At 36.1% G+C, this 16551-nt stretch carries 18 protein-coding genes, 1 tRNA gene and 1 riboswitch; of the genes, 6 read left to right on the forward strand and 13 right to left on the reverse strand.

What is annotated here, in order from left to right:
- Window positions 1-134 precede the first annotated feature (134 nt).
- Genes BM163_RS11170 through BM163_RS11190 form a run of 5 tightly spaced genes read right to left on the reverse strand, consistent with a single transcriptional unit; the run spans window position 135 to window position 2930 of the window.
- Window positions 135-911, reverse strand: a complete 777-nt coding sequence (locus BM163_RS11170; RefSeq protein ID WP_089803159.1) for an ABC transporter permease — start codon at window positions 909-911, stop codon at window positions 135-137.
- On the reverse strand, window positions 859-1809 hold the full coding sequence (locus tag BM163_RS11175) for an ABC transporter ATP-binding protein (RefSeq protein WP_089803161.1): 951 nt from the start codon (window positions 1807-1809) through the stop codon (window positions 859-861). The genes BM163_RS11170 and BM163_RS11175 overlap by 53 nt, the downstream gene beginning before the upstream one ends.
- 3 nt (window positions 1810-1812) lie before the next feature.
- Complete coding sequence (locus BM163_RS11180) at window positions 1813-2022, reverse strand: PLD nuclease N-terminal domain-containing protein (RefSeq protein ID WP_089803163.1); 210 nt, start codon at window positions 2020-2022, stop codon at window positions 1813-1815.
- Entirely contained in the window at window positions 2015-2665 is a 651-nt protein-coding gene (locus BM163_RS11185; protein ID WP_089803165.1) for an SdpI family protein, read from the reverse strand. The genes BM163_RS11180 and BM163_RS11185 overlap by 8 nt, the downstream gene beginning before the upstream one ends.
- On the reverse strand, window positions 2658-2930 hold the full coding sequence (locus BM163_RS11190) for an autorepressor SdpR family transcription factor (RefSeq protein WP_089803167.1): 273 nt from the start codon (window positions 2928-2930) through the stop codon (window positions 2658-2660). Before BM163_RS11190 ends, BM163_RS11185 begins: the two co-directional genes overlap by 8 nt.
- 144 nt (window positions 2931-3074) lie before the next feature.
- Between BM163_RS11190 and BM163_RS11195 the strand changes: the two genes are divergently transcribed.
- Window positions 3075-3147, forward strand: a tRNA-Ala gene (locus BM163_RS11195).
- 135 nt (window positions 3148-3282) lie between these two features.
- On the opposite strand, the gene BM163_RS11200 is transcribed toward BM163_RS11195, so the two are convergent.
- The 5 genes from BM163_RS11200 to BM163_RS11220 all read right to left on the reverse strand — a co-directional run bounded on the left by BM163_RS11200 (window position 3283) and on the right by BM163_RS11220 (window position 8800).
- Window positions 3283-3774 (reverse strand): RDD family protein, encoded by a 492-nt coding sequence (locus tag BM163_RS11200; protein ID WP_170243721.1) that lies wholly within the window; start codon window positions 3772-3774, stop codon window positions 3283-3285.
- A gap of 1 nt (window position 3775) precedes the next feature.
- Entirely contained in the window at window positions 3776-4792 is a 1017-nt protein-coding gene (gene sppA / locus BM163_RS11205; protein WP_089803171.1) for a signal peptide peptidase SppA, read from the reverse strand.
- 236 nt (window positions 4793-5028) lie between these two features.
- Window positions 5029-5454, reverse strand: a complete 426-nt coding sequence (locus BM163_RS11210) for a flavodoxin domain-containing protein (RefSeq protein ID WP_089803173.1) — start codon at window positions 5452-5454, stop codon at window positions 5029-5031.
- An 11-nt stretch (window positions 5455-5465) separates the two neighbouring features.
- Complete coding sequence (locus BM163_RS11215) at window positions 5466-6509, reverse strand: ribonucleotide-diphosphate reductase subunit beta (protein WP_174787630.1); 1044 nt, start codon at window positions 6507-6509, stop codon at window positions 5466-5468.
- A gap of 14 nt (window positions 6510-6523) precedes the next feature.
- Window positions 6524-8800, reverse strand: coding sequence for a ribonucleoside-diphosphate reductase subunit alpha (locus BM163_RS11220; RefSeq protein WP_089803177.1), 2277 nt, complete (start codon window positions 8798-8800; stop codon window positions 6524-6526).
- 348 nt (window positions 8801-9148) lie between these two features.
- A riboswitch (cyclic di-GMP riboswitch) is annotated at window positions 9149-9233 on the forward strand.
- 74 nt (window positions 9234-9307) lie between these two features.
- Here BM163_RS11220 and BM163_RS11225 point away from each other — a divergent pair.
- The 3 genes from BM163_RS11225 (at window position 9308) to BM163_RS11235 (ending at window position 14116) form a co-directional block, all read left to right on the forward strand.
- The gene (locus BM163_RS11225; RefSeq protein ID WP_089803179.1) at window positions 9308-11461 is read left to right on the forward strand and encodes a flagellar assembly protein A; all 2154 of its coding nucleotides are present in this window, start codon (window positions 9308-9310) and stop codon (window positions 11459-11461) included.
- A 70-nt stretch (window positions 11462-11531) separates the two neighbouring features.
- Entirely contained in the window at window positions 11532-12017 is a 486-nt protein-coding gene (locus BM163_RS11230) for a PilZ domain-containing protein (protein ID WP_089803181.1), read from the forward strand.
- Between the two features lie 257 nt (window positions 12018-12274).
- A complete protein-coding gene (locus BM163_RS11235; RefSeq protein ID WP_089803183.1) occupies window positions 12275-14116 on the forward strand; it encodes a methyl-accepting chemotaxis protein in 1842 nt (613 codons plus the stop codon).
- A 117-nt stretch (window positions 14117-14233) separates the two neighbouring features.
- Here the strand turns inward: BM163_RS11235 and BM163_RS11240 are convergent, their stop codons facing one another.
- Window positions 14234-14479, reverse strand: coding sequence for a YuzB family protein (locus BM163_RS11240; RefSeq protein ID WP_170243724.1), 246 nt, complete (start codon window positions 14477-14479; stop codon window positions 14234-14236).
- Window positions 14480-14678: 199 nt separating this feature from the next.
- Between BM163_RS11240 and BM163_RS11245 the strand changes: the two genes are divergently transcribed.
- Complete coding sequence (locus BM163_RS11245) at window positions 14679-15341, forward strand: helix-turn-helix transcriptional regulator (RefSeq protein WP_089803187.1); 663 nt, start codon at window positions 14679-14681, stop codon at window positions 15339-15341.
- Window positions 15342-15421: 80 nt separating this feature from the next.
- On the opposite strand, the gene BM163_RS11250 is transcribed toward BM163_RS11245, so the two are convergent.
- Window positions 15422-15835 (reverse strand): helix-turn-helix domain-containing protein, encoded by a 414-nt coding sequence (locus tag BM163_RS11250; protein WP_229675562.1) that lies wholly within the window; start codon window positions 15833-15835, stop codon window positions 15422-15424.
- A gap of 144 nt (window positions 15836-15979) precedes the next feature.
- On the opposite strand from BM163_RS11250, the gene BM163_RS13830 reads away from it, so the two are divergent.
- Window positions 15980-16138, forward strand: coding sequence for a hypothetical protein (locus BM163_RS13830; protein WP_170243722.1), 159 nt, complete (start codon window positions 15980-15982; stop codon window positions 16136-16138).
- 147 nt (window positions 16139-16285) lie between these two features.
- Here the strand turns inward: BM163_RS13830 and tnpA are convergent.
- A partial coding sequence (gene tnpA / locus BM163_RS11255) for an IS200/IS605 family transposase (protein WP_177200265.1) occupies window positions 16286-16551 on the reverse strand: 266 nt, incomplete at its 5' end.

Raw genomic sequence — 16551 nt, forward strand, 5'->3', positions numbered from 1 at the left:
TTAAGACATAATCAAATAAAACCCCCTTTCAACCATGTTAGATAAGATGGTTGAAAGGGGGTTTTTAGGTAACAGTCGATAACCCTCGTGACCTCAGTCATGAGTTGTTGACATCGTTGTTTTGTATAAAGACACTATAATCTTTCATTTTGATTAAACATGCTGAAGCTTAGCAGTAATAGACTGATACTTGTCACAAGAAGTAAACTAATATTTAAGATTAAATCTGTTGATATAGTTTTTGACTCGAGCATCGTGATAATCAGCGGTGATAAGTTATTATAAAACCAAGGAATGTTGTGATGGAAGATGCTATTAATAATGGACCCAACCGCTAACGTGAGAATAGTCACGCCAACAATGGCATAGTGATGACGAATCATGGAAGCGAACATTAAAGTTAAACTAATGACAAAAATAAACCAACAGTTATAAAAGACAATGGCGAGTATGATAAACCCTGGTGATAAAGCACCAAAAAGAAGCGAAACATAGTACCAGCTAAACAGTAAACCAATACTTGAAGCACCGATAAAGAGCACCATTTTCGCAAGAGCTTTACTACCAATATAGTGATGAGCGTTAATTGGTTTAACTAGCAACAATTCACTCACACCAGACTGTCGCTCTTGACTTATACTTGAGGCTGTAAGTAAAATCACGATGAGGATACCAAACATGCTTAGTTCACTCAAACTCAATGCAAAGGCTTCGCTTGGAGGTACAGTTGGAAGTTCTATGACTAAGCCCTCAGGTACTCCCCCGACATTTTCTAAAATTACAGGAAGAAAGTAAGTTGTGATAGGATCCATAATGGCCAACAAAATGAAGACAATAGGTACCCAAATAATACTATAGTTACGTTGATGCATAAGTAATTCTTTTTTTAATAAGGGGAAGAGTAGCTTCAAAACCAATCACCTCCAAAAACATTTCTTCAAGGGTTGTTTTTTCAATAGAAAAATGCGTCAATGTTAAATCATTTTCGATGATAAGAGCTAGTATAGCCTCACGTGTAGCGGCGATATTTGTCGTTTCAAGATATAGATTAAGTGACTGCTGTTTGATAGATTTAACGTAAGGTAGGTTGTGTAACGTTTCAATCCAGTCCTCAGGCGCTTCACTTAGTGATAGTTTAATTACCTGCTTTTGGTATTTTATTGCTAAATCTTGTACTTTACCTTGTTCTACTACGTGACCTTCATTCATAACGACTAAATAGTCACTAATTTCTTCTGCGTCTGATAAGATATGTGTAGAAAAAAGAATGGTAGTTTCTTCTTGTAGTGCTTTCAACAAATCGAGGACATCGCGTCTACCGACAGGGTCCAAAGAAGAAACAGGTTCGTCAAGTATGAGCAATTTAGGTTTGTGAATCATAGCTTGTGCAATACCTAACCGCTGCTTCATACCACCAGAATAGCCACTGATGCGCTTATTTTTAGCGTTTTCAAGGCCGGTACGTTTCAATAACACACTCGCACGCTCTCTTGATTCTTTTTTTGTCAAGCCACTCAATTCGCCGATGAGGATCAGGAATTCATAGCCGGTCATCCAACCATGAAATTGTGGATATTGAGGTAAATACCCAATATAGTGCCGGTGATCCATAGACTCATCGACTTGATCAAAAATAATTGAACCAGATGTAGGCTTGATTAAGCCAGCTAACATACGAAACGTCGTTGTCTTACCGGCACCATTAGGTCCAAGTAAAGCAATTGTTTGGCCTTCTTCTAATTGAAGGTCAATTTTTGACACGGCGATTGTTTCCTGAAACTTTTTTTCTAGAGATTGGATGTTAATCATGTGTTAATCTTGTCTCCTTCCAAAGATAAAGAATAGAATAGGTCCTATTGTACTAACAAGTAAGATAACAGCCAACCAACCCCATTTATTGCCGTTTAAACGCATATCCTGATCGGCTTTATACCAACTCATAATAGCAACAATGGTTAAAATAAATTGCAGGATAAATAGTGGTAATAATAGTAACGCAATGTTGATAGGTAAATTACTCATGTGATCGCTCCTCTTGTTCTTTTTTAAATAGAAAATAAGAATAAATGGTAGGAATGAGTCCAGCTGAAATAGCAGGAATAAGTATGATATAAGCCATATATGACGGACTCATAAATGGTGCAAGGAAAAAGATTATCCCAGAAATTATAAACAATTTTGATCCTAATCGATGTGTTTTTCGCCAGACAGTTTCACTAGAAAGTGTCCAAGGGGTGCGAATACCCATAAACCAATTGGCTTTTACAGTTTGCATGTAGTTACCGATAACGATAAACAAGGCACCAACGAGAATAGGGATAACTATATCAATACGCAAATTATAACCTACACTTTGAAAAATAATGAACATATTAACAAATATAAGTAATCCGAGTGTTGCGTAAATAATTACCCAATATGCTTTTGATGTGTACAAATAGCCTTTGCGTTTCGGGTCCAATTTTGGACTTAACACGAGTATTGGGTAAATAATGAGAATTATACCGAGATTTAGCAACATACTTGTTGACTTAGGTGCCGTCCAATTGACCGTGCCATCAAACCCCCATTGCATTGGCATCTCCTCTGGTAAATAGGGATAAGCTATAACCCATAAGACAAGTGTAACGACGAATGAAACGATAAAAGCTAGATGTTTACGCATCTGTATTACCCCCTTGAGTAAATGACATAGCCCAACTAATTAATTCTTGAAAGACGGTCGTATTCAAATGATAGTAAATATACTGTCCGTCTTTTTCATCTTCAATCAGTCCAGCTGTTTTTAATATTTTTAAGTGTTGTGAAATGCTTGGTTTTGATATAGAAAACTCGGCAGCAATCTCGCCAGCAGTTAGGTCGTTTTCTTTTAATAAATCAAGTATTTTTCTTCGGGTTGGGTCGGCTAAGGCTTTGAATGCCTCTTTCATGATGTATCCTCCAATTTAAGTATTTAGGTAATTAACTAAATAATAAACGGATGGTAACTGAAAGTCAATGCCTTTTGGTTTATTAATATAATCCCCCTTGTCAAAACTGAAAAGAATTTGTATAATACTAACGAAGCACATGAAGGGGCATTAGCTCAGCTGGGAGAGCGTCGCGCTGGCAGCGCGAAGGTCAGCGGTTCGATCCCGCTATGCTCCACTTAATAACCGTAGCGAAATTGTTCGTTACAGGATATATAAAAATCACGCAACGACCTCTTAGATTAACGAGGGAGGTTTGCGTGATTTTTGCTTTATTTTAGTTAGTGCTTGTTACTTATCTTTCTCAGAACGATTAAGTAAGGGGCTCAACATCAAAGGGTGTTTGTGTGGCCGTCTCGCTATATTGTTCTTTTTGATGCGTCAATAAGCGCAAGTAATTCTCTGTAATAACAGACGTGTCAGTTAAAAGATCAACAACATGCTGCTTGTATCGGGTGAAAATTGTTAAGCTATACATAATCCATAAAACTTTTTGCAAATAACGACCAAAACCTTCACGGATAATCACTGTCATCCAGCTTAGTTGCTCTTCATTAATAGCGATGACGCGAATACCGAAAATCATTTTACCGAGCGTTTGTCCGTTAGTAAACTTTGTCATAAGAATAAAGTAAAGCAAGTAGACAATCAGAGCGAGGCTCGATTTTAATAGTCCATCACTGAGATAAAATAGAAAAAGACGAGATAATGAGCGAATCATGATGATGTCGACAGTAAAAGCGAATAAACGGATAAAGAACCCCGCATAAAAGTAATCAGGATAGTCATTCAAACGTTTAATCATCTTATAACCCCCTATAGAGATACTTAAAGGCAGGTGCTTCATCATGTGTATTTAGATTATCAAGCGGTGTTGATGTTTGTGCCGGGAAAATATTTCTCATTGATAAAAAGAACTGATCAAACATCGTGAGTGAGGTGCCGCTATATTGAAAGATTTGTGCATCGGTTAAAGAATAGTCTGCTTCAAGTGCAGCTAGAGCAGTATCAAAGTAACCTAATGCATCGACAAGTCCAACAGCTTGGGCTTGAACCCCACTATAAATGCGGCCATCAGCTAGTTCAAGGACATCTTCTCTAGGCATATTCCTACCTTCTGCAATTTCGTCTATGAAACGATTATACATACCATCAACAATTTCTTGTAAGACAGCAATTTCTTCAGTGGTATTCTCACGAGTCGGAGAACCTAAGTCTTTTAAATCGCCACTCTTAATGGTCATGTCTTCAATTCCTAATTTATCTAATAAACCTGAAACGTTAAATCCTTGCATGATGACGCCAATCGAGCCTGTCAAAGTTTCTTCGGTCGCAAAGATTTTTTCGGATTGTGCTGATATATAGTATCCGCCACTTGCCGCCATATTTTCCATGACAGTATAAACTGGAATAGAGCGTTGGTCTTTAACTTCTTTAATTTTATCTGTCAATTCCGCACTTTCGTAGACACCGCCACCAGGTGTATTTACGCGCATGATAATCGCCTTGACAGACGTATCTGTTTTAATTTGTTCTAATTGGTCTAATAAAGCGTTGTGGTTATACCCTTCAGACATAAAAGGGGATATTTGTTGATTGGATATTTGTCCTCTAATATCAAGTACCGCAATTCGCTCTAGCATATTGCCCTCTCTTATCACGGTTTCACTTTGACCTTGGTCAAAGAAGGATGAAAAGAAATGTGTAGCGTTATCTTCCTTAGCGTCATCTTTCATAAATACAGAACTGATAGCTGGTAAAATCAATGATACTATGAGTACAATTATAGATAAACCTATAGCAACCCAACGTTTGTTTGTCATAAAAATCCTCCTTTTGATAATTTTTCACATACACTATTGTAACAAACTACAACGATCAATGCATGTTTTTCATTAAAAACCAGTTGCTTTTCATATGCGTCAAAAAAATGGCATCAGCGTTCGTTTTAGAAAAGAGGCATGGTTTAAACATTTAGTACATGCATTAAGCATAAGCAGCTAGCACAGAGACAATAGCAAAAAACAAATAAGGCTGTGCCATGGCACAGCCTTAAGGTTTACTTTGTAAGTGAGTGAATCAATCGAGGGATTTTAACTTTATCTTTCTCTTCTGGATAGAGCTCGACTTTCATTGTGACACGTAAATCAGTGTGTTGTTTTAAAGGTTCAACGAGTTGATCAACGGCTCCACAAAAATAAGGATAAAACCGGTCACCTGTACCAACAATAGCCGTTTTTAATGAAGGCATATTTACGCGTGAAAAATAATCATAAAGAGGTCTCATCTCTTTTGGCAGCACACCGTTACCAAAAGTATATGTTCCAATAATTAAATAATCGTACGAAGTTAATGTGTCATAAGATAAGTCTTTGATTTTATAAACCTTTGTTTCAATACCTGAAGAGAGCATTTCCTGATTGATCATATCAATAATTGCTTTCGTATTTCCTGTCAGTGAGGTATAGACAAAACAAGCTTTCATATTGCTTACACTTATAATTCATCAAAGCCATTTGATGAAGAGACTTTAGTATAGGTGCGTGATTTTTGTTCGAAAAAGTCTGATTTAGTATCGTTCATCATCTCATCACTAAAGACGTGAATCCAAGGCATTGGATTATCTCTTTCAGGATAGCCGTTGTCTAAGCCGAGTTGTCTAAACCGCTTATTAGCTAGGTATTCCAAGTATAGATGGAATTCCTCTAAATCAATGCCTTCAATATCATTTAAAATAACGTTTGACCACTCTTTTTCTAATTCTACCGCGTGTTTAATCGTCTCATAAATAAATTCAATATTTTCATCGGTATTTAATTCAGTATTTTCTGCTAATATGATGCGGATAAACTGTGAAATGAAATAGGCGTGCTGCATTTCATCTCTTTGAATATAGGAGATCATCGTACTAGTTTTTAACATTTTTTGATTTCTTGCTAAATGATAAAAAAAGGCAAAGCCACTGTAAAAATATATTCCTTCTAAGTTAATGGAACTAACCGCCAATTTAAAAAGATGAAGAGGGGTTGGATTGTCTTTAAACTGTTGATAGTATTTTAAAATAAATTGGTTTCTTTTATTAACAATCGGATCACTCTTTGCCTCATCGAATCGCTGTTTTTGTTCACCTGTAGGAATGAGTGAACTTAATATATAAGAGTACGATTCATTATGCACAGCTTCTTGTTGACTAATAACAGCAAAAATAGCTTTAAAACTTGAATCTGTCACGTAATTCATTACTTCTGACATTGTGGGGGTTTGTAAACTATCAAGTGCCGCCAATTGGGTGTTAATTCTTAAAAAAACATCTTTTTCAGTTGCTGATAAATAATCCCAGGTTTTAACGTCATCCTGCATATTTATTTCATGCGCTTTCCAAAAGTTTGATAACAGTGTTTGATATAAGTCATACATTTGCGGGTAACGTAAGTCATTCCAATTTAAAATTCCTGAAGATTGACCATTAATAATCCCCGAGGATTGATTTGGATGTTCAGGATTAAGTAACTGAATTTTTGATAGCGGTTCATTGATCATAAGTCTTCTTCCTCCTAACTGTGACATGCAACACATTCATTGATTTCTGCTTGTGATGTTGAACGGACGTAGTATGTTGTTTTTAATTTGTTGTGATAACTAGCTAAGTGTAACTCGAGTAATTCTTTTGCTTTAATATCATGGCGTACATATAAATTAAAACTAATACCTTGGTCGATGTGTCGTTGTCTTTTGGCATTTTGTTCAATGCTTTTCAATTGATTTAGCTCATGACGCGCTTTTAGATAATAAGGATATGTTTTAGGTGTTAGATCAGGAACGGTGACTTTAAATTTAAAGTTCTTTTTCTCTTCGGCATACATGAGGGCATAGATAGGATCAATACCATCAGTAGAGCCGCCTATTTTAGCTGTGGAGCTATTAGGTGCTACGGCCATTAAATAACCGTTACGTAGACCATTGTTTTGAATGTCTTCTTTAAGTTTTAGCCATCGTTCGTCACTATAATGACGTTGTTTAAAGTAGTCACCGGTGTGAAATTCTGAACCTTCAAACTTACTATAGCTTGTTTTCTCTTTTGCTAGAGTCATCGAAGCTTTGAGAGTTAAATAACTAATATCTTCATAAAGTTCATTCGCATAGTTAATGGCTTCCTCTGATTCCCAGTAGATATTTTTTAGGGCTAAAAGATGATGCCATCCAAATGTACCAAGTCCAATGGCACGGTATGTTTGATTTGTTAAATTTGCTTGTGCTACCGTAATCGTATTTAAGTCAATAACATTATCAAGCATCCTTACTTGAATTGGAATCAGTCGCTCTAACACGTTAGCTGTAACTGTTCGAGGTAAATTAATTGATGACAAATTACATACAACGAACTCACCGGGTTTTCTAACAATAACACTATTACCATCATCATCAATATATTCTTTAACAATTTCAGTAGCGGACATATTTTGAGTAATCTCTGTGCATAAGTTACTCGCAAAAATACCTGTTCTGCCACGACCTCTGACGTGTTTATTGGCATTTTTTCGGTTAACTTCATCTCGATAAAACATATATGGTGTTCCTGTTTCAAGTTGTGCCATCATAATCCGTGCCATGATTTCCATTGCACGATACGTCTTTCTAGAAAGAAGAGGGTGATTTACTGCTTCAAAGTATTTTTCACTGAAGTATTTTTTATCTTCCTCATCATAAAAGTCTTCTAATCCAAGTGCTTTACCAGAAGCGTCTTTCCAACCCATGACTTGTTTTACTTCATGAGGACAAAACGTATGCCATTCTCCGATACTTCGTCCGCTATCATCTGTTTTTTTAAGTTGCTCCATAAATAAATCTGGGATACTGACGCCAGTAAAGATATCATGTGCTTTCCTGCGCTCATCACCATTATTCGTTTTTAAATCTAAAAAGCCGTTCATAATGTCTTTATGGAAAATGTCTAAATAGATGCTGATGGCTCCTTGACGTTGTCCGAGTTGATCAACACTTACAGCTGTATCGTTCAATAACTTAATCCAAGGAATGACACCACTAGAATGGCCTTTGAATTTTTTAATATCAGAACCTAGCGCCCGCACTTTTCCATAATATACACCAATCCCACCACCGTCTTTGCTTAAGCGGGCAACATCCCAATTATTCATGTAGATACCATCTAAGGAGTCATCAACGGTATCAATAAAGCAAGATGATAGTTGACCGTAACTTTTACCAGCGTTAGATAGCGTTGGTGTCGCAACTGTCATATACAGATTTGACAGTGCCCAGTAAGCTTCTTTAACGAGTGCTAACCGCGTGTCTTTTCTTTCGTTTTGCATTAAAGTCATTGCGATAATCATAAAACGCTCTTGTGGCAATTCATAAAGGGCCTTATGGTGGTCTCTGGCAAGGTATCGATCTTGTAAAAGAAATAAACCAATATAGTTAAATAACGCATCTTTTTCTTGGTCGATTTCCAGTGCGAGTGATTGGATGTCTTGTTTAGTATAGTGTGTTAAAAGTGAATCAGAGTAAATGTTTTTTTCAGTCAATGTCACGATAAGTTGATAGAAATTAGGATATGACTCTGTATCGCTATGTTGTCGATTTTTACAAGCTTCTTTGTATAATTGTTTTCGTAAAAAATGACTCGCAACGAAAGTCCAATTCGGTGCATCAATATCAATTTGATTTAAAGCATAAAAAAGACCGGCCTCCAATTCATCACCTTGTTTTTTAAGTGTGTCTAAAACTTTACTTTTTAGTTGCGTTAAATCGACCTGATAGTGCGCTTCTAAGTATGTTAACTCTTCTTGTAGTGAATGTTGTAGTGTGTGCATGTTAATCAACCTTTCATTTTCTCTTGACATAAATATTTACGAGTAAAATAAAACACAATTACTATATGTAGTATATTTACCTCTAAAATTACGCTGTATATTGTATTCTAACGGAAAAAGTTATACATGTCTATATGCTTTTATGATTAATTTAACGTTTTAGTATAAAAAGTTTTTTAACACGTTTAATTTGTTATTTACATAGTAGATATATATGAACAAAAGATATACAATGATGTTAAAGAAACGTAAAGTCGTTGATTAAGCCATGGATTATATGACTAAAGTATTGTTTTTAAATAGAGTGAACATGAAACGTATCGCTCATTATCATCTAATGAAAATTAAATAAATATCAGGCAAACTTAACGAAAGTTAAGGACGCAAAGCTACGGGTCTAAAGTAGATATACAATGATCGCCGGGTTGCAGGAGTGAAGCCTGTCATTAAGTGATAGGCTTCCTTTTATTTAAGTTCTGCCTGCGTAGACAGAAAAGAGGGACAATCATGGGTACGTTTTTATCAAAAGGTAAGACAGTAAGGGAAGCTATTGACTTAGGACTTTCTACGCTAAAAATGGATCAAACACATGTTGAAATTGAGGTTATTCAATTAGAAAAGAGAGGGATATTAGGCATTGGGAATAAAGATGCTCTAGTCAAACTGACATATCAGAGTCAGTCGCATGTCAAGGTCCCCAATCCATTAATAAAGGGGACACTGCCAGACACTGATAAGTCTGTTGATGGTATGGGGCTAGAAGATTTTCTGGATTACTTAGAGGATGCTGAAGAGTCAAAGAAGATAGCGAATGAATTAAACGACAACGAACTTGATAGCCTAGCAGTGAATAAGCTCACGGAAGCGAGAAACGAAACTGCGGGAGGATATGAGGCACATCAATCATTAAGTGGGAAAGTTTGGGTTAAAGATGGTGAACTACATGTGAAGGATAGTGATGAACATCAACCATCACTTAAACTGGAACAAGGCTTATGCGTTAAAAAGAACGGTGAAGTAATAGAGGACACGTTTGTCTTTATAAGTGAATTTGATGAGATTGCCTTCTTTTTCGAAGAAAAAGCTGAATCGACTGAATGGAAAATTGTTGAGACCGATGATAAGCTTAAAGCCGAACTGCATATCAGACCTGGTTTTGAGAGGAAAATAAAATTAAAAGACACAGTGCCAGGTTATCAAATAACAATAGAAACGATAGAAGATATTATACTAAAACAAACCATCACTCATGAGGATATCTTGCATGATTTAGCTGAGCGAGGGATTAACTATGGAATAAATCAACGCGCGATTGATGAGGCGCTTAGTAGTTTACAAGGTGGACTCTTCGTTATTGCAGAAGGCGTGGCAGCTGATGAAGGCAAGGATGGTTGGCTAGAAGTAAGGGTGAGAACACAGGCAGAAGACACTTCAAAAGACAATACGGACCTTTCAGCGATTAACTTCCGAGAACGTAAGCAAATACCAACGGTTGAAAAAGGACAAGTGCTTGCTGTTATCCATCCAGCAATAACAGGTAAACCAGGACGTTCAATAAAAGATGAAGTCATTGTTCCTAAACAACCACGCGAACTAAAAATAGTAACTCAAAAAGGGACAATTAAGCTTGAAAATCGCATTGTCGCAAACGAAAATGGGCGCCCCTTTATTGAAAAACGAGGCACGCTTGTTAAAACAAAAGTCTTACCACAAATGGTGCACGATGGGGATGTTGATTTAAGTTCTGGTAATATCACATTTCGTGGGGATGTTGAAGTCAAAGGTGATGTGACAGAGGGGATGCAAATTCAGTCTGGCGGTCATGTGACTATTCACCAGACAGTGAACGGTGCAACAATACGAGCCCTGCAGTCAATTCACATAGGAGGAAATGCGAATCGTTCTAATATTGCTTCAGGTAGCCATGTTGATTTGACATTGCAACATGTCTTATCGGGGTTATATTATAAGTTACTTGATATGCATCAAATGATGGAGCAAATCATGCGTTCACCTAAGTTTAAAAATAGTTCACATAAACGTGCGAGCATAACTTCGATGATTCTACTTTTGAAAGAAAAGCGCTTTAAAACATTATCGAAAGAAATTCAATACTTCAATCAGCTTGTAACAAATGAGAAGAAATTTTTAATAGAAGAGGAATGGGAAGAAGTCAATGAAGCGCTAAAGAAAATCTTCTTTCGAATTCCTCAAGTCGACGTATCTTTTGTGATGTTTGAACATTTGTTGGAACAAATGAGGAATTTAATTGATCTAAGTGCTATGCAGAATAATGAAGACGCGGATTTATTTTTGAAAAACGCCTTAAATAGTCGGTTGCTATCAGCTGGGGACATTGTAGTTTTAGGACGCTCGTGTATCAATTCTACAATTAAAGCAGAGGGATTTGTTACTGTAAAAGGAATTGTCAGAGGTGGAGAATTATATGCTAAAAAAGGATGTGACTTATACGAGGTAGGCGGTCAGATGGGCGTAAGAACGTTAATAAAAACAGCTGAAGACGGAAAAATTCGTATTCATAAAGTACATGAGGGAACAGTCGTGAAGGTTGGTGGATGGACGCATACATTTGAAGAAAATCACATGAATGTTGTCGCATACTTGAATGAAGAAGGGGAATTACGTTTAATATTTCAGTAGTTTTACCGATATAAATAGGGATAAACGTCAGTGGCGTTAGTATTTTAAAAAAGGGGAAGTAGGTTGTCTCATGCGTTACAAAAGAAAAGAACCTTTCCGTTATGTGTTTAACCAGCCGATTGATGGAAAGTTTGTCATTATCTTAAATCATGGTGATGAAAACAAAGTTACAAGGACAGATCCTGGAGATTTAAAAATTATTGATCTTAGCCCAAGAGGTATGCAATTTAAAACGACCTTAGATATTCCTATGTCAACAAAAGAATTTTACTTGGAAATTAGTTTTGTATTAGATGGTGAACCCATTGATATGCTGGGAAAAGTAGCGTGGAAGAAAAATCAAATGGATTATGTGTACTATGGTTTTGAAGGTATTGAGGACAATGCTCGTCAGCAAATCATTACTGAAAGAGTTAAATCTTTCAGTAAAAAAGCGCATGCAAAAGCGGGTATTTTGGAACAGACAGACGTGCCTTTTGAAGTAGAACAGGCAGCTGAGAGCATATCTTCTCCAGAAAACCCAGATGATAACGATGATGGACCATCTAGTCGCTAAAAAGAAAATGATGAGCAACTATAGACGAATATATTAACAATAGAGCTGATTCAATTGAATCAGCTATTTTCCTTTAAAAGGTTTTTTAGGTAGCTTTTTCACTATAAACCCGTCAAAATACTTAATGTTTTTAATAAATCTAGTAAAATGCGCTTAATACTTTATTAGATGTGTCGATAATAATAAAGAGGTGTGGTTTGTTTAATTAATTAATTTACTTTTTTAGTAAATGTAAGCGTTTAAAAGGAGGAGCATGTATGAAGTTGTTTAAGAAGAAGCCAAAAGGTGTTGAGAAAGTAATCAAGGGAAAGATGAAAAAAGAAAAGACACCTAAAGTTAAAAAAATGAAACAAAAAAAAGAGAAGGGAATATCACATAAACGACTAGGACAAGAAAAGAAAATGAGTTTACATAATATATCAATTGGTTGGAAATATGGTTTAGTTATCATTATTATTTTTGCCTTATTATCAGTTTCCACCATATTGGTTACTCAAGCAATTATAGGCATTGGAAGTGACTTGAATGATGTGGAGGAGCAAGGCAATCGTGCTGTTTTGACTACGGAACTGAGTCAGTTAGTGCAAGCAAAAGGCTTATCTGCGATGAATTATCTTCAATTTGGTAATGAAACTCATTTAACGGATTATGAGTCAAGAAAAGAAAGAGTAGATGAACTGCTTGATTATCTTCAAGGAACAATTACGACGGAAAATCAGCAATCATTATTTGATGAAGTAACTAAAAATAACGCGATTCTTGATGAAACGTTTTATGGAGATGTTATAGAAAATGTTGGTGCAACAGAAGAAATCAGACGACTTTATAGTAATCGCTTTAGTAGCGCAACTAATACGACATCTTTATATTTACAGTACTTAAGAGATTTGACAATAGAAGATAAAGATCAAACAGTTAATCAAGCTGAATCATCACAACAACGTGCTTTAATCTTATTACTTGGTTCAATGTTAGCTTCACTTGTGATTGGTCTTGTATTGGTGTTAGTGATTAGTCGCTACATTTCTAAACACTTAAACAGTGTCGTAAAAGCAAGTAATACTATTGCATCAGGTGATTTATCACAAGCGCCGATTTACTATCAAGGGAGAGATGAAATCGGTCGTTTAAGTCAGTCAATCAATGATATGCAAACGCAACTTTTGACAATGATTAATAAAATTGATGAAACATCTGTTGAAGTGAAAGATAGCAGCATTGCCCTGAATCAATCCGCAGAGGATGTTAAAATAGGAACAGAACAGATTGCGATTACGATGGAAGAGCTCGCAACAGGAACAGAATCACAAGCAACCTATGCGGGTGATTTGGCTGAGACAATGAAAGACTTTAGTGATCGAATCACTTCTATTAGTAAAAGTAGTGAAACAATTAATGCTTCTTCAAATATTGTCTTAGAAGAAACTCAAGCAGGTAATACGTATATGAAGAAATCAATTAAACAAATGACAACGATTGATGCCATTGTTAAAGAAGCGGTAGAGAAAGTCAAAGGTTTAGACCAGCAATCAAAAGAGATTTCTAAGTTAGTGAATGTTATTAAAGACATTGCAGATCAAACAAACTTATTAGCTCTAAATGCCGCTATTGAAGCAGCGCGAGCAGGAGAACATGGAAAAGGTTTTGCGGTCGTTGCCGATGAGGTAAGAAAGCTTGCAGAACAGGTAAATCATTCAATTGGTGATATTACTAATATCGTTCAGACGATACAATCAGAGTCAAAAACGGTTTCTCAAGCTTTATCTACTGGTAATGAAGAGGTTGAGCAGGGGAAAGTCGATATTACACGTACAGGTGAAAGGTTTGCTTCAATAGAAAACGCGATTGAAGAGATGACATCACACGTAAAAACGGTTATGGCTGGGCTTAACGTTCTTGCGAATGAATCTGAACAAGTGAATGGCTCTGTTCAAGAAATTGCCTCAATTTCTCAACAATCAGCTGCAGGAGTGGAAGAAACATCCGCATCAGCAGAAGAAGCATCCTCTTCAATGGAAGCTGTTGCCTTAGGCGCGACATCATTAAGAGAAGCGGCTGAAGCACTTAATCAATTAATTCGTCAATTTAAAACGCAATAGTTGTGCGATAATTCACAAACTTTTCGTTGTTTTTGCCTCATTTTAATTAACTTGAAATAAATAAAGATATAAATAAACCAGTGTCGCACTGTCATAATAGTGCGGCGCTGGTTTGTTTTAACGATAAAAATCAAGCGCTTCGTCTATAGCTTGACGAATATTATTTAAAGCATCTGTTACATCTTTTCCTTTAATTCTACGACCGTTTACCATCGCGAATGGGCGCAAACGGCATAAGCCACAATAAGATAAACATGAACTGGTAATGACTGAAACTTCAGGGTATTCTTCTTCTAATAAGCCTTCAGTTTCAATTGTACTCAATAAATTACTTTCGCAAATCTCGACAATAATAATCCCGATAGTACCCACGCCCCTATTAATATGCTATACTAAATGATAAATTATATCGAATTGTTTGAATAATGTCATCTTATCTGCTCATCACGTTATGGTATAATTACATAACAAACTTTAATGGATAAAAAATTAAAAAAACAAAGTTTGTTATTTACTTCACAAACTTTTTTCGTTACTATAGTCATAAGGGTAGGTGTTGAAAATGGTTAAAGATAAATCAACGAGACAATCTGTATTGGAGCTATTAAAAAAGAAACAAGAACTATCAGTTAGTGGTTTAAAGGAACACCTTGATATTACTGAGATGGCTGTAAGAAAACATTTGATCAAATTAGAAGGTGAAGGATTAATTTCTTCAAGAACCGTTAGACAACCAATGGGACGTCCGGTGATCTTTTACCAGCTCACTAAAGATGGAAATGATCTATTTCCAAATAATTATGATAAAATTGCAGTGGAAATCTTACAAGATATTAAAGATTCGATGGGTTTAGAAGCGATAGACACATTATTTAATAATCGTGAACAACGCATGCGTAAAAAATATCTAAGGAAAATTTTCCGAGATGATCCATTAAAAGAAAGAGTTCAACAGCTTGTAGATGTACAAGATGACAGTGGTTATATGGCAGAGTTAGTAGAGGAAGATTCTTCTGAAACAGAGGAAGTTGCTACTGTGACATTTGAACAATTTAACTGTCCTATCTCAGCAATCGCAGATCAGTATGACAAGCCGTGTGAATGTGAACTGAAATTATTCAGAGAAGTACTAGGTACAGATCAAATAGAACGTGTAAGTTGTATTGCTAAGGGTGGGAAAAGCTGTCGTTATGTCGTACAAGAGAACAAAAAAAGCACTTATTAAAAAGTAACTAAAGAACTCATATGGTTAATTCATGATTTAGTAAAATATAAAACGGGCCCCCTTACAAAACGGGCCCGTTTTTAGTATTTTTTTAACTCATCCATGGCCATTTGTAGAAAGCGCTCAATGGTTTTTTGTTGTTTTAGAGGTAACGTTCGATAGTGCAGCAATTGTTCTTTTAGTGTTTTGTTTTTAAGTAAGAAATCCATAAGTTGGTGTAATGATTTATCATCATAGGTGTTTTCCTGATAATGTGCTTGGTAATCACTAAGCAAAAAATCAGTTTCAGGTGCTTCGCCAATCAATGTATCTAAACTAATTTGAAATAACTTACTTAGTTTAACAGCGGTTAATAGATCGGGTAACACGTGACCATTTTCCCATTTAGCTACAACAGAACGTGAAACTTTTAACAAGTCTGCCAGTTCTTGTTGTGTGAATTGATGTTTGTCTCGATAATATCTCAAGTTATGGGGTAATTGCTGTAAGTACATAGTTTTCACGTCTACTTTCTCGAATGTCTTTGTAGTATGTGCTCATCCTAACATGTTTTATGTAAGCATTTGGGCTCTGTATTGTTCTTAAAGTCGCAAAAATGTATAATGTTCTAAATGAGAACAATAAATGAGGTGTGCTTTATGAAAACATGTATACTTTTTGATCGCGGGATCGCGGAAAAGACAGGCTTTTTGCAAACCGAATTAAGTATTTCAGAAGAGTTTTTTGTAGAAAGTTATCAAGTTAATGCTGATACAATAGAATTTCATTTAGAAGTAAGGTCAAAACAAACGATTTAGGAAATTGTTGTCTAATGTTTAGAGCTCAATCTACCACATGGTTTTGGTTTTCATGATAATCGAACTAAACGCCTGGAAGAGGCTAAGCGTAAGTTATCTATACGGGTCGCCAGCTGATTCACCACGTTACTTTAGTGACGTGGTGAATCAGCGTCTCGGGCGACCCGCATTGTATTCGGTTAGTTGGTTGTCGATATAGTCTTTAACGATATGTTTTGATACATGGCCTAACGTAGACATGAAGTAGCTCCCAGACCATAAATGCCCTCCCCATAATGTTGCTTTTGTTTCTGGATGTGCTTTAAACCACATCCTTGCCGACCCACCTTTTAAAGCTTGCACAATTTTACTTGGCGCATATTTAGGGTGAAATGACACCATTAAATGAACGTGGTCGGGCAACACTTCGATGT

The organism is Halolactibacillus alkaliphilus (genome assembly GCF_900115465.1).
GTDB classification, from domain to species: domain Bacteria; phylum Bacillota; class Bacilli; order Bacillales; family Amphibacillaceae; genus Halolactibacillus; species Halolactibacillus alkaliphilus.

What these genes read in the sequence shown, in the direction of transcription:
- BM163_RS11175 (WP_089803161.1), bottom strand. Translation starts at nt 1,809, where the DNA reads ATGATTAACATCCAATCTCTAGAAAAAAAGTTTCAGGAAACAATCGCC.
- BM163_RS11180 (WP_089803163.1), bottom strand. Translation starts at nt 2,022, where the DNA reads ATGAGTAATTTACCTATCAACATTGCGTTACTATTATTACCACTATTT.
- BM163_RS11185 (WP_089803165.1), bottom strand. Translation starts at nt 2,665, where the DNA reads ATGCGTAAACATCTAGCTTTTATCGTTTCATTCGTCGTTACACTTGTC.
- BM163_RS11190 (WP_089803167.1), bottom strand. Translation starts at nt 2,930, where the DNA reads ATGAAAGAGGCATTCAAAGCCTTAGCCGACCCAACCCGAAGAAAAATA.
- BM163_RS11200 (WP_170243721.1), bottom strand. Translation starts at nt 3,774, where the DNA reads ATGATTAAACGTTTGAATGACTATCCTGATTACTTTTATGCGGGGTTC.
- sppA (WP_089803171.1), bottom strand. Translation starts at nt 4,792, where the DNA reads ATGACAAACAAACGTTGGGTTGCTATAGGTTTATCTATAATTGTACTC.
- BM163_RS11210 (WP_089803173.1), bottom strand. Translation starts at nt 5,454, where the DNA reads ATGAAAGCTTGTTTTGTCTATACCTCACTGACAGGAAATACGAAAGCA.
- BM163_RS11215 (WP_174787630.1), bottom strand. Translation starts at nt 6,509, where the DNA reads ATGATCAATGAACCGCTATCAAAAATTCAGTTACTTAATCCTGAACAT.
- BM163_RS11220 (WP_089803177.1), bottom strand. Translation starts at nt 8,800, where the DNA reads ATGCACACACTACAACATTCACTACAAGAAGAGTTAACATACTTAGAA.
- BM163_RS11225 (WP_089803179.1), top strand. Translation starts at nt 9,308, where the DNA reads ATGGGTACGTTTTTATCAAAAGGTAAGACAGTAAGGGAAGCTATTGAC.
- BM163_RS11230 (WP_089803181.1), top strand. Translation starts at nt 11,532, where the DNA reads ATGCGTTACAAAAGAAAAGAACCTTTCCGTTATGTGTTTAACCAGCCG.
- BM163_RS11235 (WP_089803183.1), top strand. Translation starts at nt 12,275, where the DNA reads ATGAAGTTGTTTAAGAAGAAGCCAAAAGGTGTTGAGAAAGTAATCAAG.
- BM163_RS11245 (WP_089803187.1), top strand. Translation starts at nt 14,679, where the DNA reads ATGGTTAAAGATAAATCAACGAGACAATCTGTATTGGAGCTATTAAAA.
- BM163_RS11250 (WP_229675562.1), bottom strand. Translation starts at nt 15,835, where the DNA reads ATGTACTTACAGCAATTACCCCATAACTTGAGATATTATCGAGACAAA.
- BM163_RS13830 (WP_170243722.1), top strand. Translation starts at nt 15,980, where the DNA reads ATGAAAACATGTATACTTTTTGATCGCGGGATCGCGGAAAAGACAGGC.